Source organism: Shewanella septentrionalis, from assembly GCF_025370265.1.
In the GTDB taxonomy this organism is placed as follows: Bacteria; Pseudomonadota; Gammaproteobacteria; order Enterobacterales; family Shewanellaceae; genus Shewanella; species Shewanella hafniensis.
Genome location: NZ_JAMTCC010000047.1, coordinates 1 through 23,588, shown reverse-complemented (window position 1 = coordinate 23,588; position 23,588 = coordinate 1). Strand labels below are relative to the sequence as shown.

18 protein-coding genes are annotated in these 23,588 nt (G+C 48.5%); 12 read left to right on the top strand and 6 right to left on the bottom strand.

Annotation, left to right across the window (positions count from 1 at the left end; translation table 11 throughout):
• Positions 1-17 precede the first annotated feature (17 nt).
• Together prpB and NE536_RS19915 are read right to left on the bottom strand one after the other, a co-directional pair.
• Complete coding sequence (prpB, locus tag NE536_RS19920; protein ID WP_261273782.1) at positions 18-896, bottom strand: methylisocitrate lyase; 879 nt, start codon at positions 894-896, stop codon at positions 18-20.
• 57 nt (positions 897-953) lie between these two features.
• The gene (locus tag NE536_RS19915; RefSeq protein ID WP_259563682.1) at positions 954-1,721 is read right to left on the bottom strand and encodes a GntR family transcriptional regulator; all 768 of its coding nucleotides are present in this window, start codon (positions 1,719-1,721) and stop codon (positions 954-956) included.
• Positions 1,722-2,052: 331 nt separating this feature from the next.
• Here NE536_RS19915 and NE536_RS19910 point away from each other — a divergent pair, with 331 nt between their 5' ends.
• Positions 2,053-2,517 (top strand): 2-thiouracil desulfurase family protein, encoded by a 465-nt coding sequence (locus tag NE536_RS19910; protein ID WP_425347542.1) that lies wholly within the window; start codon positions 2,053-2,055, stop codon positions 2,515-2,517.
• A 7-nt stretch (positions 2,518-2,524) separates the two neighbouring features.
• Here the strand turns inward: NE536_RS19910 and NE536_RS19905 are convergent, their stop codons facing one another.
• The 3 genes from NE536_RS19905 to NE536_RS19895 form a co-directional block, all read right to left on the bottom strand.
• Positions 2,525-3,469 (bottom strand): acyltransferase, encoded by a 945-nt coding sequence (locus NE536_RS19905; RefSeq protein WP_261273781.1) that lies wholly within the window; start codon positions 3,467-3,469, stop codon positions 2,525-2,527.
• A 13-nt stretch (positions 3,470-3,482) separates the two neighbouring features.
• On the bottom strand, positions 3,483-4,379 hold the full coding sequence (locus NE536_RS19900) for an acyltransferase (protein WP_261273780.1): 897 nt from the start codon (positions 4,377-4,379) through the stop codon (positions 3,483-3,485).
• 109 nt (positions 4,380-4,488) lie between these two features.
• Positions 4,489-6,015, bottom strand: a complete 1,527-nt coding sequence (locus NE536_RS19895) for a YifB family Mg chelatase-like AAA ATPase (protein WP_261273779.1) — start codon at positions 6,013-6,015, stop codon at positions 4,489-4,491.
• Between the two features lie 600 nt (positions 6,016-6,615).
• Here NE536_RS19895 and NE536_RS19890 point away from each other — a divergent pair.
• The 3 genes from NE536_RS19890 to paeA all read left to right on the top strand — a co-directional run bounded on the left by NE536_RS19890 (position 6,616) and on the right by paeA (position 11,542).
• Entirely contained in the window at positions 6,616-7,644 is a 1,029-nt protein-coding gene (locus NE536_RS19890) for an ABC transporter substrate-binding protein (protein ID WP_261273778.1), read from the top strand.
• Between the two features lie 45 nt (positions 7,645-7,689).
• Positions 7,690-9,474, top strand: a complete 1,785-nt coding sequence (locus tag NE536_RS19885; protein ID WP_261273788.1) for a sensor domain-containing diguanylate cyclase — start codon at positions 7,690-7,692, stop codon at positions 9,472-9,474.
• Positions 9,475-10,225: 751 nt separating this feature from the next.
• Positions 10,226-11,542, top strand: a complete 1,317-nt coding sequence (gene paeA, locus NE536_RS19880) for a polyamine export protein PaeA (RefSeq protein ID WP_012090436.1) — start codon at positions 10,226-10,228, stop codon at positions 11,540-11,542.
• A 193-nt stretch (positions 11,543-11,735) separates the two neighbouring features.
• Here paeA and ilvY read toward each other — a convergent pair whose 3' ends face one another.
• Positions 11,736-12,608: an HTH-type transcriptional activator IlvY gene (gene ilvY, locus NE536_RS19875; RefSeq protein WP_261273777.1), complete on the bottom strand. Its 873-nt coding sequence runs from the start codon at positions 12,606-12,608 to the stop codon at positions 11,736-11,738.
• A gap of 260 nt (positions 12,609-12,868) precedes the next feature.
• On the opposite strand from ilvY, the gene ilvC reads away from it, so the two are divergent.
• From ilvC to NE536_RS19835, 8 genes are all read left to right on the top strand, one after another.
• Positions 12,869-14,347 (top strand): ketol-acid reductoisomerase, encoded by a 1,479-nt coding sequence (ilvC, locus tag NE536_RS19870; RefSeq protein ID WP_261273776.1) that lies wholly within the window; start codon positions 12,869-12,871, stop codon positions 14,345-14,347.
• A gap of 732 nt (positions 14,348-15,079) precedes the next feature.
• Positions 15,080-16,753 carry an acetolactate synthase 2 catalytic subunit gene (gene ilvG, locus NE536_RS19865; protein ID WP_006083460.1) on the top strand — a complete coding sequence of 558 codons (1,674 nt, stop codon included), beginning with the start codon at positions 15,080-15,082 and terminating at the stop codon, positions 16,751-16,753.
• Positions 16,750-17,007, top strand: a complete 258-nt coding sequence (gene ilvM / locus NE536_RS19860) for an acetolactate synthase 2 small subunit (RefSeq protein WP_006083459.1) — start codon at positions 16,750-16,752, stop codon at positions 17,005-17,007. The genes ilvG and ilvM overlap by 4 nt, the downstream gene beginning before the upstream one ends.
• A 136-nt stretch (positions 17,008-17,143) precedes the next feature.
• Positions 17,144-19,018 (top strand): dihydroxy-acid dehydratase, encoded by a 1,875-nt coding sequence (ilvD, locus tag NE536_RS19855; protein ID WP_261273775.1) that lies wholly within the window; start codon positions 17,144-17,146, stop codon positions 19,016-19,018.
• Between the two features lies 1 nt (position 19,019).
• Positions 19,020-20,636: a threonine ammonia-lyase, biosynthetic gene (gene ilvA / locus NE536_RS19850; protein WP_261273774.1), complete on the top strand. Its 1,617-nt coding sequence runs from the start codon at positions 19,020-19,022 to the stop codon at positions 20,634-20,636.
• Between the two features lie 191 nt (positions 20,637-20,827).
• Positions 20,828-21,961 (top strand): pyridoxal-phosphate-dependent aminotransferase family protein, encoded by a 1,134-nt coding sequence (locus NE536_RS19845; protein WP_261273787.1) that lies wholly within the window; start codon positions 20,828-20,830, stop codon positions 21,959-21,961.
• A 1-nt stretch (position 21,962) separates the two neighbouring features.
• Positions 21,963-22,223, top strand: a complete 261-nt coding sequence (locus tag NE536_RS19840) for a hypothetical protein (RefSeq protein ID WP_115336048.1) — start codon at positions 21,963-21,965, stop codon at positions 22,221-22,223.
• 467 nt (positions 22,224-22,690) lie between these two features.
• Positions 22,691-23,401 carry an SLATT domain-containing protein gene (locus NE536_RS19835; protein WP_261273773.1) on the top strand — a complete coding sequence of 237 codons (711 nt, stop codon included), beginning with the start codon at positions 22,691-22,693 and terminating at the stop codon, positions 23,399-23,401.
• Positions 23,402-23,588: the final 187 nt, after the last annotated feature.

The window sequence follows — 23,588 nt, the reverse complement described above, 5'->3', positions numbered from 1 at the left end:
GGGCGGCAGCTTGTCGGTTATTTATCTTGGCTAAACAGTTGATCTAACTTGTCTTCAAAGGCGTGGTAGCCCAAGTATTGATACAAGTCTTTACGGGTCTGCATAGTGTCGAGCACGTTACGTTGATGACCATCATTCATCAGCGCTTGCATCACGTTCAGCGCCGCTTGGTTGGCTGCACGGAACGTACCCAGTGGATAGAGCACCATGTCGGCGCCCGCCTCGGCGAGTTCTTCTTTATTGAACAATTGGGTTTGGCCAAATTCAGTCATGTTGGCCAAAATCGGCGCTTTGACTTGCGCTTTAAAGTGGCGATATTGGTCTAGCTCAGTTAAAGCTTCGGCGAAGATCATGTCGGCACCGGCGGCAATATACGCTTGAGCACGTTCGATACCCGCTTCTAAGCCTTCAACGGCAACCGCATCGGTACGCGCCATGATCACAAAGTTAGGATCGGTACGGGCATCGACGGCCGCTTTAATGCGATCGACCATTTCTTCTATGCTCACGACCGCTTTGTTAGGTCTGTGGCCGCAACGCTTTTGCGACACTTGGTCTTCCATGTGCACAGCGGCGACGCCGACTTTTTCGAATTCTTTGATGGTACGAGCAATGTTGAATGCGCCGCCCCAGCCAGTGTCGATATCAACCAATAAAGGCACTTGCGTGGCAGAGGTGATACGACCAGCATCAATCAGCACGTCATTCATTGAGGTCATGCCTAAGTCAGGCAAACCGTAGGACGCATTGGCAACGCCAGCGCCTGAAAGATACAAGGCTTGGAAGCCTGTTTGTTCTGCCATCAAGGCAAAATAGGCATTGGTGGTGCCAACGATTTGTAACGGTTTAGCCTTAGCAAGAGCTTGGCGAAAACGTAATCCTGCGCTTTGGGTCATGGTCTTGTCCTTATCCTTTTCCATTAATGGGAAGTGGGCATATTGAGCCGTAAGAACTTAGCTAATGTTGGCTAAGGTTTCTTTTGCGGCTGCATTGGCTTGCAATTCAATTAAGCGTAATTCGGTATTTTTACGCCCCTGTTCGATATGGCGGCGCATCAGCAAACTGGCCAACTCACCATCGCGCTGGGCAATGGCTTCGACTATGCGTCTGTGTTCGGCAATGGCTTTTACGGGGCGATTTTTATTGGTGCACTGGTAGCGGTACATGCGCAGCAGGTGATACAGGCCGCCGACTAAGGTTTCCTGCAGATGCTTGTTACCGCTGGCTTGAATAATTTGGTAGTGAAAATCGACATCGCCTTCCTCTTGGAAGTAGGTATCACCCTTAGCGAGCGCCGCATCTTGCGTTGCGAGTAAATCTTCTAACTTGGCTAATTGCTCAGGGGTGATACGACTGGCGGCGAGTTCGCAGGCCATGCCTTCAAGCACGCTACGCAGTTGATATAAATCGTTAAGTTCGCTAACTGTCAGTTGTGCTACGCGGGCGCCAACATGGGGGGCGCGCACCACTAAACGTTGTCTTTCTAAGGTTTGCAGGGCTTCGCGGGTCGGGCCGCGGCTGATGCCGTATTTTTCGGCCAGTGCTTGCTCGTTAATCTTGCTGCCTGCAGGCAGTTCGCCTTTGATGATGCTGGTTTGGATCTGCACCAAAATTTGATCGGCGAGAGTGGTCGACGTTTTATCTGCCGAGGTCGATTTGACTTTATGCAGGTGGGGAACTTGAGTGTCATCAGAAACGAACGTCGTGTCTTGCTTCAACATAGAGCGCATCACTATTAATAGGATTGTCGACAATGGGTAAAAAATAGCCCTCTCTCAGTAGATTGTCAACAATGTGTTTACTTAGACGTAAGTCTATATCCTAATTGATTTTTATTTATTATTCTGATTTTTATAGTTTTATTTTAATTTGTTCGTTTTTAATATTTTATCTTATGAATTTTTAAATATTAAATTGTCAACAATGAAGTGGTTTTTGCCGTCCGTTCTTGTTGCTGGTGTTGATGGCTTTGGGGGGAAATCGTCCAAATGCATTTTGCATGTTTGTCCTTCGCGTTATGCTATGGGCGGAATGACACGCTTGGAGGAGACAGTGGAAAAAGTGTTAGTGAGCAGTTGTTTACTCGGGCAAGCGGTGCGCTACGACGGTGGTCATAACTTGATGGAGAGCGAGCTGGTGCAAACGTGGCTTGAGCAAGGGCGGATTGTGGCGATTTGTCCCGAATGTGCAGGCGGTTTGCCAACACCCAGACCGCCTGCTGAGCGGGTTGGGCAGCGTATCTTAACCGCTCAGGGTGAGGATGTGACCCACGCTTTTAGTCTAGGAGCCGATCTCGCGCTTAAGCTGGCGCAGCAACAAGGGATTAAAGTGGCGATTTTAAAAGCCCGCAGTCCATCCTGTGGTAATAGGCAGATCTACGATGGTCAATTTGCAAAACAGTTAATTGCGGGGCAAGGATTAACGGCTGAAAAACTCAGCGCCGCAGGAATAACCGTATTCAATGAATTGGAGTTATCCGCTGCAGCGGCATGCGTTGCTGAACTAGAGCAAAGCTAGAGGCGAGCTAGCTTGCTTGAGTGTGATTAGTGCTGGTGACGCTATCCGCGACATTTTGATTTGTTTGTAGTAACGCATGAATTTGTTGATCTTTTTCTGCCCACACTTGGTTTAACCAGCGTTGGAACTCGACGCGATACTCAGACTCAGAGAAATAACGCGTTGGATCGACTTGAGGTACGGGCAGGGCGTTGATCCGCACGATAATCTTGCTGACCTTGCCGTTCATCACCCCAAACAGAATATCGTCAGGCGCATCTGGGTAGACAATTGTCATATCCAGCAGGTTAGTAAATTGCTCACCCATGGCTGATAAGGTAAAGGCGATACCACCCGCTTTAGGACGTAACAAATGTTGATAAGGCGAGTTTTGGCGCTGATGTTTATCTTGGGTAAAACGGCTGCCTTCAACATAGTTAATGATTGAGGTGGGCATATTTTTGAATTTTTCGCAGGCGCGGCGTGTGGTCGCTAAATCTTTGCCCTTAAGCTTTGGATTCTTTTTAAGTTTTGCTGGGCTGGTTCTATTCATAAATGGCATATCCAGCGCCCAACATCCTAGGCCCATGATAGGCACATAGGCGAGTTCTTTTTTGAGGAAGAACTTCAGCATAGGGATGTGGTTACGTAACACGTAAGTTTGCGCGGCGATATCGAATCCACTGAGGTGGTTGCTGATCAGCAAGTACCAGCTGTTTTTATCGAGTCCTTCGAGCCCTTCGACATCCCACTCAATTTTAGCGATCAAAAACAGAATGCCACCGTTGCAGCAGGCCCACGCCCACATAAAACGATTCATAACCGCAGTCACCGCATTACGTGCACTTTGCGCTGGCATCACGAGTTTTACGACTCCGCCTATGCTGATAAGCGAGCCCCATACGGCGGTATTAATGATCAGCAAGCTTAAGCTCAGCATAAACAACACTGGCCCGGGCAGGAAATTCAACATAGTGGCGTTACCTTTATTCTTTATTCGCTTGGCTAGCGAGTTGGCTTAACACTTGATCCTTAGTGAGCCAGAGTTGATTCAGTTGTTCTTGGAAGCCAATTTTAAAATCGCGGTCATTCATATAATCGCCGCGCATCGCAGGATCAATATCAGAAACCTTGATGTGTACTTTAACGCTTGGCAACTTACCTGTCAGGTAGTCCCAATAGCTTGGCACTGCGTCTGGGTAATAAATGGAGACATCGACGAGCTTGTGGATCTGTTCACCCATGGCCGATAGCGCGAAGGCCATGCCGCCTGCTTTAGGTTTTAACAAATGTTGGAACTGTGAGTTCTGCTTTTGATGTTTAGCTTTACTGAAGCGCGTGCCTTCGACAAAGTTCATCACACTTACAGGTTTAGCCTTGAACTTAGCACAGGCTTTACGAGTAATTTCAATGTCTTTTCCCTTTAGCTTAGGATTTTTACGCAACTGTGCCGTGCTGTAACGGCGCATAAAAGGAAAATCGAGCGCCCACCAAGCTAAGCCTAAAATCGGCACAAAAATCAGTTCTTGCTTGAGGAAAAACTTCAAGAAAGGGATTTTTCGGTTAAAAACCCGCTGCAGGATCAGGATATCCACCCAAGACTGGTGATTGGCAATCACCATATACCACTCTTTAGTGGAAAAGTCGGTGTCACCACTCAGTTCTATCTTAACCGGATGCAAGCAGCGCTCAATCACACCATTGACGCTGATCCAAGCGCTGGCACAAAAGTCGAGCACATGGCTCGTCGCAGTCCTTAATAGACTGATAGGTATCAGTTTTATAAAACTGGTCAACAGGATTGGGATAGTCCAAAAGACGGTATTTATAACGTAGCCTAAAAATGCGATACAGCCTTTTATCTGTGAAAACAGCGTTCCCATCCGAGCCCCCTGACAAAAATTGGAGGCCTATGTTACTCGGTGTCGGCGTTTGGCTCAATCTTAGGCACTGCTGGTCGGTGCATTTGTTAACATTTATTCCCAGGCAAACTTAATATTGCTGGGATAAGCGGGCGAGTAATCTATCCATGGCGCGATAACCCAGTGCTTGGGCAATATGGCGGCGTTCTGTGTTAGGCACTTGTTCCAGATCGGCAATCGTGCGCGCAACTCTTTGTATACGATGAAAACTGCGAACCGAGAGGCCAAGCTTTACCACGCTTTGCTCCAAAAACACTAAATCAGCGTCACTGAGTCCGCTAAAGCGTTTCAATTGTTTCCCTGTGAGTTCACTATTGAGCACGCCAGCGCGGGCGAGTTGCAGCTCACGCGCTAGTTTCACTCGTTTGGCGATATCTTGGCTGGTTTCTGTCTGCGGCGCGGCTTGAGTTAATGTACCCGCGGGGAGTTTGGGGACTTCAATGGTTAAATCGAAACGGTCGAGAAACGGGCCTGAAAGCCGCGAAAGATAACGCTGAATTTGTTCTGGGCTCGATCTGTGTTGGCTATCGATATCGCCACTCGGGCTGGGATTCATCGCCGCGATTAATTGGAAGCGACTCAAGAATGTTAGCTTAGCGGCGGCGCGGGAAATCACCACTTCGCCTGTCTCCATCGGCTCGCGCAGGCAATCTAAGACTTTTCGAGGAAATTCAGCCACTTCATCTAAAAACAGCACGCCACGGTGGGCGAGGGAAATTTCACCGGGTTTGGGAATACTGCCACCGCCCACGAGGGATATCGACGAACTTGTGTGGTGTGGCGAGCGAAAGGGTCGCTGCAAAAAATGCTGCGGCTTAATGTCGAGTCCGGCAACGGAATGAATCGCCGCCACTTCTAATGCTTCCTCATAATTAAGCGCAGGCAATAGAGCCATCATTCGGCTGGCAAGCATGGTTTTTCCCGTACCTGGCGGGCCAAGCATCAGGAGGTTATGGTTTCCCGCCGCGGCAATTTCGAGTGCTTGCTTGGCCTGATATTGGCCAATCACATCGCTCAGGCAAGTACGGGACTCGGGCGTCTCTTGGCTTATCCATTCTAATTGCGGCGCTAACGTCGGCAACTGATTTTGCCCCTGTAAATAAGCGGCCAAACTCTGCAAGTGCGAGCCAAACAACACATTGGGATAGCCGACTAACTCGGCATCGTGGCGATTATCCAGCGGCAATATCAAGGTATGGTCTTGGCGCTTAGCGGCGATAATCGCTGGTAATAATCCTTGGCAATAATGTATGTGCCCAGACAGTGCCAGCTCACCGACAAACTCAAGATTTTTTAAGCTATTAGCTGGGATTTGTTCCGAGGCGGCCAATATGCCCACGGCTATGGGTAAATCGTAGCGACCACCTTGTTTAGGTAAATCTGCTGGCGCAAGGTTAACGGTTATACGCCGCATCGGAAATTCGAATCCTGCATTGATCAGCGCGCTGCGTACCCGCTCGCGGGCTTCTTTTACCGACGCTTCGGGTAATCCCACCAGATTAAATGCCGGTAAGCCATTGCTCAGATGCACCTCAACTGTGACTTGGGGCGCTTCGACCCCACAACTGGCTCGGGTATTGACGCAGGCAATCGCCATAAACAAATCCTTTTGTGGTTCATTTCGCGCAGAATTTGAGTGTAGCAGTAATTGGGATTATGGCTTCGCCATCTATGGGGATTGCCGTTTGGTTATACGCGAAACGGCGCGGTACTTTGAAGTACGTTTTACGTTTTACGTTTTACGTTCAGGTTTAGTTTTTGATTAGAGTCAAAGTCGTGGGTTGAATACCCACGACCTTGATTCACCTCGGTCGTTAGGCCGTATTAACGCTTAAAGTGAACTCGTATACCTTGTGATTCTTAGTGACGAACCAACAACTTCCCTTTTAAAACGTTTAGGTCCCTGTCATTTTCTACGTGGTTAAGCCGTAAGACTGACCCATAAGAGAGTCAGCAACGACTCATAAATATTCTGCTACGGATCCACGCGATTTCCTTATACAGATAGGGTGTCGGAATAAATAGTCAGCATATAAAGTATACTTTGTATCATTTTGTGGTTTAATCGAAACATCTGCTGCTGGTTTTAGCAACATTTTGGGCGGCGATGCGGTAACAAGGTTGTGAATCGATAATAATAAAGTGACCTCTTGTGAAGGATGACATTTGAGGGAACATGGTCGAGGAGAACTCGCCTATGCGTTCGTGGATGTTAGCGTGTGTGTTTATCTGTACTGCGGGGTTTGGTGGGGCAGTTTGGGCTAAACTCGATGTCGTATTTTTTAATCCCGGGGCTGTCGATGACAGTTTTTGGGGGGACGTCGACCAATTGATGCTGGAGGCGGCGACGACACTCGATATTAAGCTCGAAATCATTCATTCCGATCGCAATCATTTCAAGATGATCACCCAACTCGATGAGTTGTTAGCTTCCACAAAGGTACTGCCCAATTACGTTATTCTGGTTAATGAAAAACAATCTGCGATAAAAATGCTGCAAGCGCTTTACTCCCATCCCATCTATGTGCAATTGATTTTAAACGATATTTCTATCGGCGAACGTGATGTTTTACTGCAAGATCCCCATTGGCAAGAATATCTGTTACCCGCCATTATTCCCGATAATTACGCTATAGGTTCGGCGACCGCTAAGGGCTTAATGGACGACTTAGAGGGAAAGCAGGCTAAAGTTTTGTTGATTTCGGGCGATAAGTCGACGCCTGCTTCAGTGCTACGTACCCAAGGTGCCAGCGATTATTTCTTTATGCAGCCCAATGCCACTCTGACTCAAACGGTTTATGGCCAATGGAGTGACGCAGTAGCTTATGGTCAAGCGCTCACTCTGCTGAACCGTTATCCCGATCTAAACGTGATTTGGACCGCCAGTGATCGTATGGCGATTGGAGTGCTTAAAGCATTGAAGGAAAAAGGCTTAGTCTCGGGTAAAGATGTATTTGTCAGTACGATCAATACGTCACCTGAGATTTTACAGCTTTGTCGCCAACACGCGGTGAGCATTATTGGTGGCGGGCACTTTATGGCTGGCGCGTTAGCTTTGGTCGAGTTGCAATATTATCAGCAGCATAAGCACTATATTCCCTATGACAATGTCACCTTGTTCGGCGTTTTACTGCCTGATTCGGCATTTTATCAAATGTTAGTTGCTCGGGATTGGCCGCAGATTTTCCAGTCTCAGATTTTGAATAAGTTGCCCTTCAAGGCGTAATAACGGGTGTACATGAAGCATCGAAATCATTCTATTAGTCATAAGATGACGCTGACCATCATCGGGGTGAGCTCATTTTTTGCAGTGTTAACTATGCTGGTGCAGTTGATTTGGAACTATCAGGATAGTATCGACAATGCCACGTCGGATATCCGCGAATATTCAGAATCTATTCTGCCGAGCGTGGCGAAGTCGCTGTGGGATGTCGACCGCAGCCTGCTATCTGATTTACTCTCTGGTTTAGGGATGATGCCGTTAGTGTCGAGTGTGCATTTAGACAGTATCGACGGCGTTACTATGCAGCTGGGTAAACCGCTGTTAACCGATGACGAGTCGCAAACCCTGTTTCATTATCCTGTGACTTATCAAGATCAGCTGATCGCAACCTTAACCGTAGGCTTAGACACCAACCAGCTTTACTACGAGCTGTGGCGGCAGTTGATTTTTATTGTGCTTGGCAATGGCTTAAAGACCCTGCTGATGATCTATTTGATCTTGACCTTAGTGCGACTCATGGTGACGGATAGATTGTCGGCATTGGAAGATTTTACTAATAAAATCAATCTTAAATCGCTAAAGAAGTTATCTGTGCCAGAGACGGTGACCGCCAGTCCTGACGAGATCGCCCATGTGGCATTGTCACTTAAGGCCATGTATCAAAGGATACGTAACGACCTCGCTATCAATAAACGCCATCAACGTGCGTTACAGCAACAGCAGCATTTATTGTCGGACTTAGTGAAAGAGCGGACCAAAGAACTGGACTGGCAGTCGCAGTCGAATCAGTTGCTGGCAGAGATTTCGTTGCAATTTTTGAGTATCGATACCTGCAATGTAGATAAAACCTTAACTGAGGTGTGCCACAGAATAGGTCAGTTGTTTGATGTTGAGAGGGTGAGCATTCTCGAATTTCATCAACAGCATGCTTATTACCGCAGTTTTTGGACCAGCGAGTTACATGCTAACAAGGTCCAAGGGATTTCGGTGGACAACATTACTCAGCTTGCTAAAAAATTCGAAACAGAATCGACCTTAGTGATTGAGGATCTTGAGGCGTTAAAGGGCTTCTCTCCACAGGAATATGAGGTGATGAAATCCGTGGGCATTTGCTCGATTGCCGCCTTTGCGATTAAAAATGCTGGGGAGTTATTGGGATTGCTCTCGCTGTCGACGGTGTCGCGGCCACTGAACTGGAATGCCCAGAAAAAGAATATGCTGACTCAGTTTGCGTCCGCATTGAACGAGTTACTGCTGCGCGAGCAAAAAGAGCGGCAGATGATAGTGCTGCAACAAGCGCTGGTTACTGCCAATACTCAATTGAAAGAAAAGGCCGAAACCGATGAGTTGACTGGGTTAGCGAATAGACGTCCTTTTACCGAAAGGCTAGAGACTGTGCTACAGACCAAGACGCCAGCGGGGCTGTTGATGTTGGACGTCGATTATTTTAAATCCTATAACGACACTTATGGTCATATTGAAGGTGACCTAGTGCTTAAGCGTGTGGCGGATGCCTTAGCGCAGTGCGATATCCTGCCGCACAATGCTTTGTTGGCGCGCATCGGGGGCGAAGAGTTTGCCTTAGTCGTTGAGCACGTCTCACCTGCGCAGTTAACGGCTATTGCCACGCAACTGTGTTATCTCGTCGAGCAACTCAGTATTCCCCATCAAGCATCACCGTTGGCAGCGGTAACGATTAGTATTGGCAGCGTGTTTTTGCCATTAGATAAGGTCTCGGGACTTAAGATGCCCGACGTGTTACGCCGTGCCGATGTTTGTCTCTATCGCGCTAAGGATAAAGGGCGTAATAGGGTCGAAGTTGAAGTGATTTAATGGCATAGGGGCAAGTCAGCCTTGTGCCTATACCTATTGCAGTCTTTTGTTGTTCGGCACCAGTTGAGTATTGCTCCATCATTAGGTGCTCTCTGCGCTTAATGAGTGGGATTAAGCCTCAAATTGTCCTATCTCCATGCTTAAGCAATGCTTAGGTCATCAGCGTTCGTCATTTAGCCATCTGGCGATATTTAGGCTAAATCAGCTGAACCTCTTTATGTCACAGACCGCATTCAATCATGCCAACTAATTGATAACATTTGCATGAAACCGTGCTGTAGATCCATCGTTAAGATAAAAATTACTCAAGGTGAGGTAATATTAGGCGGCAAATGAGATATAATCTGTCGCCCATAGTCGATTTAGCGATGCACTCTGAGTGACATCCATGCTGCCATTCTGGACGTATTTCTCGTAACGCAACTAAGCGAAAGCCACGACTGCCTAGTCAATTTCATTGGCTTAAATGTACGTTCTAGCAGCTCAATATCAAAGCCACCGCACTGAGATGTCTTAATGATGTCGAGTCGCGCCTAAGCCGTGAATTTGCAGATATACTCAGAGCAGCCTAAAACGGCAATGTAAGTGCTTTTTATCTTAGGGTAGCAAGGAGCTGGCACAGCCGTTTGAACGGTTTTTAGGCTGGATAACCCCTAGCAAACTGTGCCCCAATAAAATGAATTCAGCTGACTCGCGAGCCATAAAGCGCGGGTTGGTCCTAGTTAGTCCAGTGTTAAATGAAAGGTGTTACATGAGTCTGTTTGATAACGTGATGATTATATTGTGCCTAATCGGTGCGAGTTGTTTCTTCTCTATGTCAGAAATTGCACTTGCCGCTTCACGTAAAATCCGTTTACGTCAATTGGCCGATGAGGGCGATGCCCGCGCAGAAAAAGTGTTGCAGTTACAAGCCGTTCCCGGCAGCTTTTTTACTGTGGTACAAATCGGGCTTAATGCCGTTGCTATCATGGGCGGTATCGTCGGTGAGTCGGCATTTCGACCTTATTTCTATGAATTACTATCGCCTTTGCTGACCGATCCTTGGTTGAGCCAACTGAGCTTTATTTTATCCTTTGTTGTCGTCACCAGTGCCTTTATTCTGGTGGCCGATTTGATGCCAAAACGCATTGCGATGGCGATGCCTGAGCCCGTCGCATTAGCCGTTGTTGGGCCTATGTCTTTCTGTATTGTGCTATTGCGTCCATTAGTATGGTTTTTCAATGGCATGGCGAGCGGCATCTTTAAACTGCTGCAAATCCCAACCGTGCGTAACGATGCCATCACCTCTGACGACATTTATGCTGTGATGAATGCGGGAGCCGAAGCTGGGGTACTAGATCGCGGTGAACAACAGATGATGGAAAATGTGTTTGAAATGCAAACCGTTTCTGTAACTTCTGCCATGACGGCCCGTGAAAGCTTAGTGTACTTTTTACTGCAAGACAGCGAAGAAGATATCAAGCGTAAGATTTCTGAAGATCCCCATACTAAGTTCCTCGTCTGCGATGGTCAGTTAGATATGATCAAAGGCTTTGTGGATGCAAAAGAATTGCTGATCCGTGTGATCAACGGTGAGAATATCACCTTAAAAGGCAGTAACTTAGTCCACACTTCGCTGATCATTCCTGATACTTTGAGCCTATCAGAGGCTATGGAATACTTTAAGAATAGCCGCGCCGATTTTGCCGTGGTTATGAACGAATATGCGTTAGTGGTCGGGATTGTTACGACCAACGATTTGCAGCGCGCCGTGATGGGGGCTTGGTCATTGCACGAGAGCGAAGAGCAGATCATCGCCCGGGATAGCAACTCTTGGTTAGTAGATGGGGTAACACCTATTACCGACGTCATGCGCGCCTTCGGCATCGAAGAATTCCCGCATAATCAGAACTACGAAACCATTGCCGGTTTTATGATGTATATGCTGCGTAAAATCCCTAAGCGTACCGATTTCGTGAACTATGCGGGCTATAAATTTGAGGTGGTCGATATCGATTCTTACAAGGTCGATCAGCTATTGGTTACCCGCATCGATCCTATCGATAAGCTCAACTCGCCAGATGTGTAATCCTGTCATCTTGTGTTGATTGCCTTGCGATAGAAATCTTGTGGCAATAGTTCGTTAGCACCAGTTTGATAGCAACTCTTCGATAATGAAGCGGTTCTCTTTCGCTAAGTTTTTAGCTTTTTGAGAGCCGTTTCGGCTTTATATCTCGTTGAAACTCTTCACTCGCACTTTATTTTTGTATTACTTTCCCCGTTTAAATCACATCCAAAAACGCATTTACAATGGGATCGTCGAGCCGTTTTACTTTGCAGCAGCAACCTAACTCAAACGGCGGAATCGCAACCGGCGACGAGAGCAGTTGAATGCGATCCCGCACTGGGCTGTTATTGATTACCACTTCTGGGCTCATACTCACACCGCAGCCTAACGCTACCATAGAGGCGATCGCTTCTTGGCCCGACACTTGGGCGTAAATATTAGGGCTGATGCCCATTTGTTTGAACCAGTTATCGGCGCGGCGACGTCCGGGGCCATGGTCGGGAATAATAAAGGGCACGCTCGACCAATCGATGGGCGTTTGGGAAATCTGCTGCTGCACCGCGCAACGTATGGTTGGGGCGATAATCGACAGCGGCACATCGTCGATTTTGGCAAAGTGTAAGCAGCTGGGAAACGGATCGGGCAGGGCGGCGATGGCGATATCGGCGCGATTCTGCTGCACTTCTGCCAGCGCGTTCGCCGCATCTCCCGTGGTTAAGGCAATCTCGACGAAGGGATGTTCTTGGCGGAATAAATCCAATAAACCCGGTAAATGACTGTAGGCAGCGGTGACCGAGCAATACAGATTTAACCGACCGCGCAGCACGTCCTGCTTAAGATCGATACTGTGCTTGAGCGTGCTCCAATGGTTCAAAGTCTGCTCGGCGAACCGCTTAAACTCGTGTCCCGCGTGGGTTAAGGTCACGCTGCGATTATCCCGCTCTAATAGCTTAGCGTTCACTTCTTCTTCTAATCTTTGCAGGACTCGGCTTAAGGTCGATGGGCTCACATGCATCTGTTCCGCTGTCTTGGCGAAGTGCAAACTGTCACATAAGTGCAGGTACAATTTGAGGGTACGAATATCCATGACTTATCCTGTTTAGTCTGAGCTTGAGCCTTGGCTTGAGTGACTGCGTGATTGGGGACCGCATATTGGCGCCGATGTTACTGTTAGTGTTACTGATCCATGATTGCAGTTGACGTTGCGCATAATGCAATATGAAGTTCCGAATATATCATTTTAAGCAATGATAAGCATGGGTTATAGTGATTTCAATCACAACCAAGCCGTAACATTATGTTAGTTTGGTTGCGTCCAAAATTTCTGACTTATAGGTGGTATATCAGATGGCTAACTATTTTAACTCTCTGAATTTACGTCAACAATTAGCACAGCTTGGCCAATGTCGTTTCATGGATCGTTCTGAGTTTAGCGACGGCTGTAACTACATCAAAGATTGGAATATTGTTATTTTAGGTTGTGGTGCTCAAGGTCTTAACCAAGGCTTGAACATGCGTGATTCGGGTCTGAATATCTCTTTTGCCCTGCGTCCTGAAGCGATTGAACAGAAACGTGCCTCATGGCAAAAAGCGACTGACAACGGTTTCCGTGTCGGTACGTTTGAAGAATTAATCCCCGCAGCGGATCTGGTACTTAACCTGACGCCGGACAAACAGCATTCCAACGTGGTTAACGCGGTTATGCCATTGATGAAGCAAGGTTCTACCTTGTCTTACTCACACGGCTTCAACATCGTTGAAGAGGGCATGCAAGTTCGTCTCGATATCACTGTGGTGATGGTTGCCCCTAAGTGCCCAGGCACTGAAGTGCGTGAAGAATACAAACGTGGTTTTGGTGTGCCAACCCTTATTGCGGTTCACCCAGAAAACGATCCAGACGGTGACGGCTTAGAGATTGCTAAAGCCTACGCCAGTGCAACGGGTGGCGACAGAGCCGGTGTTTTACTGTCGTCTTTCATCGCTGAAGTGAAGTCAGATCTAATGGGCGAGCAGACCATTCTGTGCGGTATGTTGCAGACGGGCGCCATCTTAGGTTACGAGAAAATGATCGCCGATGGCGTTGAGCCAGGCTACGCGGCCAAGCTTATCCAGCAAGGTTGGGAAACGGTCACTGAAGCGCTGAAACACGGCGGCATCACTAACATGATGGACCGTTTATCTAATCCAGCCAAGATTAAAGCATTTGAAATTGCAGAAGATTTAAAAGAAATCCTCCAGCCATTATTTGAAAAGCACATGGATGACATCATCAGCGGCGAATTCTCTCGCACTATGATGGAAGATTGGGCGAACGATGATGCGAACTTACTGCGTTGGAGAGCCGAAACTGGCGAAACAGGTTTCGAAAATGCGCCCGTATCGAGCGAGCATATCGACGAACAAACCTATTTCGACAAAGGTATTTTCCTTGTCGCTATGATCAAAGCGGGTGTGGAACTGGCGTTCGACACTATGGTGTCTGCGGGTATCGTGGAAGAGTCGGCTTATTACGAGTCACTGCACGAAACCCCACTTATCGCTAATACGATTGCCCGTAAGCGTTTGTATGAGATGAACGTGGTGATTTCAGACACGGCCGAATACGGTTGCTACCTGTTCAATCACGCCGCCGTACCTATGCTGCGCGACTACGTTAATGCCATGTCATCTGAGTATTTAGGTGCTGGCCTGAAAGACAGCGCAACCGGTGTCGACAACCTAACGCTCATCGCAGTTAACGAAGCGATTCGTGAAACGGCAGTGGAATATGTTGGCGCTGAACTTCGCGGTTACATGACAGATATGAAGAGCATTGTTGAGGCTTAATTGATCGTTAATTAAGCCCAGCATTGGGGGAGAGGGTTGAGACTCAAAGGACTTGGGTCTCAGCTCAGTTCCCAAGCAACCTCAGAGACTGAAACGCGCATCTTGAGCTTGCTTAGTGATGAATCAGCTTAGTGAGAAACAAATTTTTCCTGTTCAGTGGGTTGTCGAGCGGGCAAAAACGACATTGTTAGTGAGTTAATAGTTAGTGAGTGAATCTTCAGTGAGCGTTCGATGGTGAATGTGCGTTCAGTGAATGAATCCTATGGTAGGTGAATCGCGCCGACTGAGGATCAACAGTTAACGTTTTACTTTGTTGTTTTGCATTGTCTCGGCAGGGAAGCTGAATTTTTTTGACAAAAGATATTTTTTATTGTGTTTGGCTGTCGCTTTATGGTAAAGCTAATAGCTCGCGGTCGGGCAAAGTCCAAAGCGAAACTAACTTTCATGCAATATCCCAATTTTAGAAACACCGATTAGGAATCCATATTGATGTTTAACCAAGCTGCCAAGCTCATTCTCGTGATTATTACCGTCGTGATTATTAAATCACAGCGGGGGCGGCGCATGGCGAACTGATAGACCTAAAAGGTTAGAAGTTTCGAAAGAACCCCCCGCTCCGAAAGGACCGGGGGGTTCTTCGTTTTAGGGCCTAGAGCAAGGTCCTAAGCTTCGAAAGAGTAAAAAATTAGCGTCGATTTTCGGCAATTCAGGACTAACGTAGCGAGAGAGAATATGGAACCAGGGCAGATGATCAGAGGCGCAGATGCGGTAATTAAAGTGTTAGCAGCACATGGCGTCACCACAGTGTTTGGTTACCCAGGTGGTGCCATTATGCCAATATACGATGCCCTCTATGGAAGCCCTGTCGAACATCTGCTCAGCCGTCACGAACAAGGCGCCGCCTTTGCCGCCGTAGGATACGCAAGAGCCAGCGGTAAAACTGGCGTGTGCTTTGCGACTTCAGGCCCTGGCGCGACTAACTTGATCACTTCCTTAGCCGACGCGCTGTTAGATTCAGTGCCTATGGTGGCCATCACAGGCCAAGTTTCTACCGCCGTTATCGGCACCGACGCCTTTCAAGAAATCGACGTGCTGGGCATGTCACTGAGCTGCACTAAGCACAGTTTCATGGTGACAGACGTCAACGACCTGATCCCAACCTTGTATCAAGCCTTCGAAATCGCTGCATCCGGTCGCCCTGGCCCTGTGCTGGTCGATATCCCGAAGGATATCCAAATCGCCCAATTGGAATATCGCACACCTTTGCTGGCCGTGATGAACGAACCCCAAGCCGAGATGAGTGATATCGACGCTGCCCGTGCACTGTTGGCTGAGGCTAAACAGCCTATGTTGTATGTCGGCGGTGGTGTGGGCATGGCGGGCGCGGTCGATCAACTGCGTGAGTTTATCAAAGTGACGGGCATACCTTCGGTCGCAACCTTGAAAGGGCTGGGTAGTATCGCCCACGGCACACCCGGCTACTTAGGCATGTTAGGCATGCATGGCGGCAAGGCAGCTAACTTAGCGGTACAGGATTGCGATTTGCTGATCGTGGTGGGTGCCCGTTTCGACGACCGAGTCACCGGCCGTTTAGCGAGCTTTGCCGACAAGGCCAAAGTGATCCATTTAGACATCGACGCCGCCGAACTGGGTAAATTGCGTATGCCTGAGGTGGCAATCGCTGGTGACTTACGCCAAATCTTACCTGCCTTAGCCATGTCGATGAACATCACGCCTTGGCAGGCCGAGGTGGAGCATTTATCCCGTAAGCATCAATGGGATTATCAACACCCCGGCAGTTTGATCTATGCGCCTGCGCTGCTGCGCCGCTTAGCCAATAAATTACCCGAAGACAGCGTAGTGTGCTGCGATGTGGGTCAGCACCAAATGTGGGTGGCCCAGCATATGTGGTTCCGCCGTCCAGAAGATCATCTGTCCAGCGCGGGCTTAGGCACTATGGGCTTTGGCTTACCCGCCGCGATTGGTGCGCAAGTGGCCCGTCCCGATGCCACTGTAGTTACTGTGTCTGGCGATGGTTCTTTCATGATGAATGTGCAGGAACTGACCACCATCAAACGCCGCAAGCTGCCAGTGAAAATCGTGCTGGTTGATAACCAAAAGCTTGGCATGGTGAAACAGTGGCAACAGCTATTCTTTGAAGAACGCTACAGCGAAACGGATTTATCCGATAACCCAGATTTTGTTTTATTGGCCTCCGCCTTTGATATCCCCGGCCGCACGATTTTCTCTTCCGACGAAGTGGAAGAAGCCTTAACCGAAATGTTAGCGGCTAAGGGCCCGTATTTGTTACACGTTGCAATCGACGATGCTTTTAACGTTTGGCCACTGGTGCCCCCCGGCGCATCAAACAGCGATATGATGGATGAAATGGAGAAACAAACATGATCCACTCTCTGGAATTAACGGTTCAACAGCGCCCCGAAGTGCTTGAGCGTGTTTTGCGCGTGACTCGCCATCGTGGCTTTACGATTACCCAAATGCAGATGCGCATGAATGACGATGCGAGCCTGTCACTGGATATGGAAGTCGATAGCGAACGCGCCATCGAACTGTTAAGTAATCAGCTGAATAAACTGATTGATGTGACTCAATGTAAGGTATTGTTACCGCTGAGCTTACAACAAACGGCGAATGCTTAAGGCCTTGCTTAGGTGCATTTTAGTCCATGATGTTGAGTGACTATGAGTGCCAGATATTGAGGGGAATGCGGCAAGTGCAGCATTCGCCATGTGAATTAAGAATACGATTTTCGATTTGAGATAAAGGATACAGTCAATGCCAAAGTTACGATCAGCTACCAGTACCGAAGGCCGCAATATGGCGGGTGCACGTGCGTTATGGCGCGCCACAGGGGTGAAAGACAATGATTTTGGTAAGCCAATTATCGCCATTGCTAACTCCTTTACTCAATTTGTACCGGGCCACGTGCACTTAAAAGACATGGGCTCACTCGTCGCGAGCGCCATTGAAGAAGCGGGCGGTATCGCAAAAGAATTCAATACGATCGCCGTCGATGACGGTATTGCCATGGGCCACGGTGGCATGCTTTACAGTCTGCCATCGCGTGAGCTTATCGCCGACAGTGTGGAATACATGGTTAACGCCCACTGCGCCGATGCCTTAGTGTGTATCTCCAACTGCGACAAGATCACCCCCGGCATGTTGATGGCGGCGCTGCGCCTCAATATTCCCGTCGTATTTGTGTCTGGTGGACCGATGGAAGCGGGTAAAACTAAGTTGTCGGATAAACTCATCAAACTCGATTTAGTCGATGCTATGGTGGCGGGCGCCGACTCGAACGTGAGCGATGAAGACAGTGCCAAAATCGAGCGTAGCGCGTGCCCAACCTGCGGTTCTTGCTCTGGTATGTTTACCGCCAACTCAATGAACTGTTTAACCGAAGCGCTAGGATTATCGCTGCCGGGTAACGGCTCTATGCTGGCAACCCACGCCGATCGCCGCGAGCTGTTTTTGGAAGCGGGTCGTCGCGTGATGGCGCTGGCAAAACGGTATTATCATCAAGATGATGAATCGGCATTGCCACGTAATATCGCCAACTTTAAAGCCTTCGAAAATGCTATGACCTTAGATATCGCCATGGGCGGTTCATCTAACACCGTATTGCATTTATTAGCCGCTGCGCAGGAAGCCGATGTTGATTTTACCATGGCGGATATCGACCGTATGTCGCGCCTTGTGCCGCACCTTTGTAAGGTTGCACCATCGACGCCTAAATACCATATGGAAGACGTGCACCGTGCTGGCGGCGTGATGGGGATTTTGGGCGAGCTCGACAGAGCCGGATTACTGCATACCGATGTGTTCCATGTGGCGGCCGACAATGACGGCACGCCGGGCAGCGGGACCTTGAAATCGGTATTGGCCCAGTACGATGTGATGCAGACGCAAGATGAAAAAGTAAAACACTTCTTTATGGCGGGGCCTGCGGGCATCCCGACCACTAAAGCCTTTAGCCAAGATTGTCGCTGGCCGTCACTGGATAACGACAGACAAGAAGGCTGTATCCGTAGCCGCGAATTTGCCTTCAGCCAAGAAGGTGGCCTTGCCGTATTGTCGGGCAACGTGGCCGAGAACGGTTGTATAGTTAAAACGGCGGGCGTGGATGAATCGAATCTGACCTTCATCGGCTCGGCGCGCGTCTATGAAAGCCAAGATGACGCAGTGGCGGGTATCTTAGGCGGCGAAGTGGTGGCGGGTGATGTGGTTGTTATCCGTTATGAAGGCCCGAAAGGCGGCCCGGGTATGCAAGAAATGTTGTACCCAACCAGTTACTTAAAATCACGCGGTTTAGGCAAGGCCTGTGCGCTGATCACCGACGGTCGTTTCTCCGGTGGCACTTCAGGTTTATCGATTGGGCACGTCTCACCCGAAGCGGCTGCGGGCGGCACAATCGCCTTGATTGAAAATGGCGATCGCATCGAAATTGATATTCCAAAGCGCAGCATCAAGTTGGCAGTAAGTGATGTTGAACTCAATGCTCGCCGCGAAAAAATGCACAGTCTTGGCCTAATGGCGTGGAAACCTATCGGTCGCCAACGTTATGTATCACTCGCGCTTAAGGCCTACGCCATGCTCGCCACCAGTGCCGATAAGGGCGCGGTGCGCGATCGCAGTAAACTGGAGGACTAATATGTTGCCACTTGCATCGCAAGCTCGGACGGATTTAGCACATTTTCAGTTGGCACAAAGCTATCTGCAAAAAATCCTGTTGTCATCTGTGTATGACATAGCGAAAGTGACGCCGCTTTCAAGCATGAACAAGTTATCGGCGCGTTTAGGTTGTCAGGTATTTTTGAAGCGCGAAGATATGCAGCCAGTGCACTCCTTCAAGTTACGCGGTGCCTATAACCGTATCGCCCAGCTGACGAAAGAAGAATGTCAGCGCGGCGTGGTGTGCGCTTCGGCAGGCAATCATGCTCAGGGTGTGGCGATGTCGGCGGCGAGTCGCGGCGTGGATGCTGTGATTGTGATGCCTGAGACGACGCCCGATATCAAAGTCGATGCGGTGCGCCGTTTAGGTGGCAACGTGGTATTGCACGGCCAAGCCTTCGATCAAGCCAATGGTTTTGCGATGGCGCTGGCGAAAGAAGAGGGCCGAGTTTACATTGCGCCCTTTGATGATGAAGCCGTGATCGCAGGCCAAGGCACTATCGCCCAAGAGATGTTGCAGCAGCAGCGCGATCTCGAAGTGGTATTTGTGCCCGTGGGCGGCGGCGGTTTAATCGCGGGTATCGCAGCCTATTACAAGGCGGTGATGCCGCAGGTGAAAATTATCGGCGTCGAGCCAGAAGATGCCGCCTGTTTAAAGGCGGCGATGGAGGCGGGCGAGCCGGTGACACTGGCGCAAGTCGGTTTATTTGCCGACGGTGTGGCGGTGAAGCGTATCGGTACTGAGCCGTTTCGAGTCGCCAAACTGTATGTTGATGAAGTGGTGACTGTGACCTCTGATGAAATCTGCGCTGCGGTGAAAGATATCTTCGAAGACACCCGTGCGATCGCCGAACCTGCTGGGGCTTTGGCCTTAGCTGGACTTAAAAAATATGTCAGCGCCAATGGCAGTGGCGACAGCGGTAAAGGCTACTTCGGCAATGGCGAAAAGCTGGCCGCAATTTTGAGTGGCGCGAATGTGAATTTCCACAGTTTGCGTTATGTGTCTGAACGCTGCGAACTCGGTGAGCAAAAAGAAGCAGTACTGGCAGTGAAAGTCCCTGAACGTCCGGGAAGTTTCTTAAAATTCTGTGAGTTACTCGATAAGCGGGTGATGACAGAGTTCAACTATCGTTTCAGCAGTCGCGATCTGGCCGTGGTGTTTGCTGGCATTCGCCTAAGCAGAGGCCAAGGCGAACTTGAACAAATCATCGCTACCTTAGAGGCTAACGATTTTGAAGTGCAGGATTTATCCGGCGATGAAACCGCGAAATTGCATGTGCGCTATATGGTCGGCGGCCATCCACCTGAGCCTTTAGAAGAGCGTTTGTTTAGCTTCGAATTCCCTGAACATCCCGGTGCGCTGCTGAAGTTTTTAACTACCTTGCAGAGCAAATGGAACATTAGTCTGTTCCATTATCGCAACCACGGCGCGGCCTTTGGCCGAGTGCTGGCTGGGTTTGAAGTGCCCGCGAGTGATGCCTTGCCGTTCCAACAGTTTTTAACTGAGTTGGGTTTCGTCTATCAAGAGGAAACCCAAAGTCCTGCCTATCAGCTGTTTTTAAATGCGGGTAACGTAAACAATAAGATACAGTCATAACGGCCATTAGTATTAAAGCCAGTTTTGTGACAACTTAGGCTAAAGGAGGGGCGCACATGCGCCCTTTTTTGTGGTAGTTTTGTAGACTTAATACTCTAGCCGTTTATGCACTTGTAAAAGTTAGCTTGCTTTGCTGACCAGTATTAGCTCATAAGAACGAGACCTCGACCTGCACGCATTAAGGAGACATGATGTTACCAGCACCGCGTTTTACCGCTTTTAATCCTCCTCGCCGTATTTTGATGGGCCCAGGCCCGTCGGATGTTTATCCCGAAGTGCTTGCGGCGCAGTCCAGACCGACAATCGGCCACTTAGATCCGCTGTTTGTCGGCATGATGGATGAGCTTAAGAGCCTGATCCAATACGCCTTCCAAACTAAAAACGAAATGACTATGGCGGTATCTGCGCCGGGCAGTGCGGGTATGGAAACCTGTTTCGTTAACTTAGTCGAGCCGGGTGAGAAAGTTATTGTCTGTCGTAACGGTGTGTTTGGTGAGCGTATGCGCCAAAACGTCGAGCGCGTGGGCGCCATTGCAGTGCTGGTGGACAATGAGTGGGGCGCGCCTGTCGACCCTGCTGCGGTTGAAGCGGCGCTTAAAGCCAATCCCGATGCCAAGTTTTTAGCCTTTGTGCACGCCGAAACCTCTACTGGTGCTTTGTCCGATGCCAAGACCTTGTGTGCATTAGCCAAAACCTATGGTTGCTTGAGCATAGTCGATGCTGTGACTTCCCTTGGTGGCGTCGAGTTAAGAGTCGATGAATGGGGCATAGATGCTATTTATTCTGGCAGTCAAAAGTGCCTCTCCTGTGTACCGGGTTTATCACCTGTGTCTTTCTCGCCTGCTGCCGTCGAAAAACTCAAGAATCGTAAAAGCCCAGTGCAAAGTTGGTTCCTCGATCAAAGTCTAGTGATGGCCTATTGGACCAGCGCGGGCGGCAAACGCAGTTATCATCACACTGCGCCAGTGAACGCCCTGTATGCACTGCATGAATCCCTGCGTATTTTGGCGGCCGAAGGCTTAGAGAATGCATGGCAACGCCATCATGAAATGCACTTAGTGCTGCGTGCTGGGCTGGAAAAGTTAGGGCTAAATTTTGTAGTGGCCGAAGATTATCGCCTACCGCAGCTGAATACGGTTTATATCCCCGCTGGTGTGGATGATGCCGCAGTGCGCACTCGTTTACTGAAGGATTACAACCTCGAAATCGGTGCAGGCCTTGGCGCCCTTGCGGGTAAAGCATGGCGCATCGGTCTGATGGGCTTTGGTGCCCGCCGTGAGAATGTTTCTTTATGCCTCAAGGCATTAGAAGAAGTGTTGAACTAATATGCCAAGATTACGCCTTGCCCTTTGCGGCCTAATGATCGCTTTACTCAGTGCCTGCTCGGTGAACAATACCAGCAATGCGTCCTGCGATTTTGTACGCGGAACCAACAATAATCAAAGCATGCGTGAGGCGAGCGGCCACGATACGGGCAGCGCCGATGAGCGACAAAAAGATGTCAGTATTGGTTTCTTGAGTGTCATCTTCGGCGGCATCAGCCGAGCACTTTCTTCCGATAAGTCATCGGATGGAAAGTGCGTGTAATAATTGAGTTTTAATGTTGGCTGTCTATATGTTTGCGGCCTTACGGCCGAGATGAATCAAGGTCGTGGGGCTTCACCCCCCTGATTTTTAATCAAGAGTCGACCAAGGAGGACTGCTCGTCCTATCCTCCTTGGATTCTCCAAGACGCCCCTAACGGAGTTGAAAGCCCCTTGTGCTCATAGCCAAATTTGCTACCGCTTCCGAAGGATGCGTCCTTGCACCTGCGAAAGCTAGCTCGCCATCCATGGCGAGACTCACGCAATTTGCCTATTCGCCCTGCGGCAACTCCGAGGGGGAGTGAACTTCTGTAGCCTCGGTGTTGGCTGTTAATACCAAGTGCGTTTTGCACGCACGATCTTTTATTGAGGGTGTCTGCCAGTAATTCTAAGTTACAGGAAAATTAAAAACAGTTTATGCTATTGATTTACAATAAATAACAAAATTTACTAGTATTCATGGAATCAAAAATGGATAAGAAAAAGCGAATAGAAATTGCGAACCTAGAGATCGATTGCAAAATTGGAAAAGATAGGCACTTTATAGCCGCCGACAGAAAAAATAAGCTCAGAATTGGATTAGGGATATTTGCCGTTATTGGTTCTGCAATAATCGCTTCTGGTATTGGGGAAACCTTTTTAAAATTTTTAGGCGCGTTCTTATCACAGGAAAATAATAAATCATCTTTATTTTTAGAGTTTCTTGGGCATATCCTCCCTCTCTTAGTTGGTATTTCAACTGCAATAATTGGTTTTTTGGGGTTGGAAAAGCAAACTGCTCAACATCGCTTTGTTGGTAACTCCTATATAGAAATAGCAAGGAAATCAAGGTCTATTTTAAATTCTATAAATGAAAACAATTCTGTCGAAAAAGAAGCTGAATATGCATTGTTGATGGAAAAATATCTTGACATAAACAAAGAGGGAGAGGCGTGCCCAACAAATGATAACGATAATAAAAAAGCTATGTCGATGAATTCAAAAAAGAGAGAGGCTATAAAGTCAAAAATAGCAGAATTTGAAAAAGAAACATTAGATATAACAGAAAAACGATACGAGAAAAAAGACTCTGCAAGAAAGCTAATTTACCTTGCGTTGAAATTTAGAATGGTTTCTTTTTTTGCCTGGGTAAAGCTTATACGTAAGTCTGACTATAAAAGGTATTTAAGAAATATGAGGTAAAATTTTTATTGGCAAGAACCCCTTGTAACATTTTAGAGAAATAGAGTGCTAGTGCTCTTTTTAAATACGAATGAAAGATGGGATAGGTGCTGCTCTTTCTAGATTAACAGACCACACATTGGCTACAGAAGTTCACCCTCCCCTGCGAAGTTGCCGCGGGGCGTTGGAATAAATTGCGTGAGTCCGG

Excerpts from the sequence above, each read along its gene's own strand:
- NE536_RS19890 (WP_261273778.1), top strand. The coding sequence starts at position 6,616 with ATGCGTTCGTGGATGTTAGCGTGTGTGTTTATCTGTACTGCGGGGTTT.
- NE536_RS19885 (WP_261273788.1), top strand. The coding sequence starts at position 7,690 with ATGACGCTGACCATCATCGGGGTGAGCTCATTTTTTGCAGTGTTAACT.
- paeA (WP_012090436.1), top strand. The coding sequence starts at position 10,226 with ATGAGTCTGTTTGATAACGTGATGATTATATTGTGCCTAATCGGTGCG.
- prpB (WP_261273782.1), bottom strand. The coding sequence starts at position 896 with ATGACCCAAAGCGCAGGATTACGTTTTCGCCAAGCTCTTGCTAAGGCT.
- NE536_RS19845 (WP_261273787.1), top strand. The coding sequence starts at position 20,828 with ATGTTACCAGCACCGCGTTTTACCGCTTTTAATCCTCCTCGCCGTATT.
- ilvY (WP_261273777.1), bottom strand. The coding sequence starts at position 12,608 with ATGGATATTCGTACCCTCAAATTGTACCTGCACTTATGTGACAGTTTG.
- ilvC (WP_261273776.1), top strand. The coding sequence starts at position 12,869 with ATGGCTAACTATTTTAACTCTCTGAATTTACGTCAACAATTAGCACAG.
- NE536_RS19915 (WP_259563682.1), bottom strand. The coding sequence starts at position 1,721 with ATGTTGAAGCAAGACACGACGTTCGTTTCTGATGACACTCAAGTTCCC.
- NE536_RS19905 (WP_261273781.1), bottom strand. The coding sequence starts at position 3,469 with ATGTTGAATTTCCTGCCCGGGCCAGTGTTGTTTATGCTGAGCTTAAGC.
- NE536_RS19835 (WP_261273773.1), top strand. The coding sequence starts at position 22,691 with ATGGATAAGAAAAAGCGAATAGAAATTGCGAACCTAGAGATCGATTGC.
- ilvD (WP_261273775.1), top strand. The coding sequence starts at position 17,144 with ATGCCAAAGTTACGATCAGCTACCAGTACCGAAGGCCGCAATATGGCG.
- NE536_RS19895 (WP_261273779.1), bottom strand. The coding sequence starts at position 6,015 with ATGGCGATTGCCTGCGTCAATACCCGAGCCAGTTGTGGGGTCGAAGCG.
- NE536_RS19900 (WP_261273780.1), bottom strand. The coding sequence starts at position 4,379 with ATGGGAACGCTGTTTTCACAGATAAAAGGCTGTATCGCATTTTTAGGC.
- ilvG (WP_006083460.1), top strand. The coding sequence starts at position 15,080 with ATGGAACCAGGGCAGATGATCAGAGGCGCAGATGCGGTAATTAAAGTG.
- ilvM (WP_006083459.1), top strand. The coding sequence starts at position 16,750 with ATGATCCACTCTCTGGAATTAACGGTTCAACAGCGCCCCGAAGTGCTT.
- ilvA (WP_261273774.1), top strand. The coding sequence starts at position 19,020 with ATGTTGCCACTTGCATCGCAAGCTCGGACGGATTTAGCACATTTTCAG.
- NE536_RS19840 (WP_115336048.1), top strand. The coding sequence starts at position 21,963 with ATGCCAAGATTACGCCTTGCCCTTTGCGGCCTAATGATCGCTTTACTC.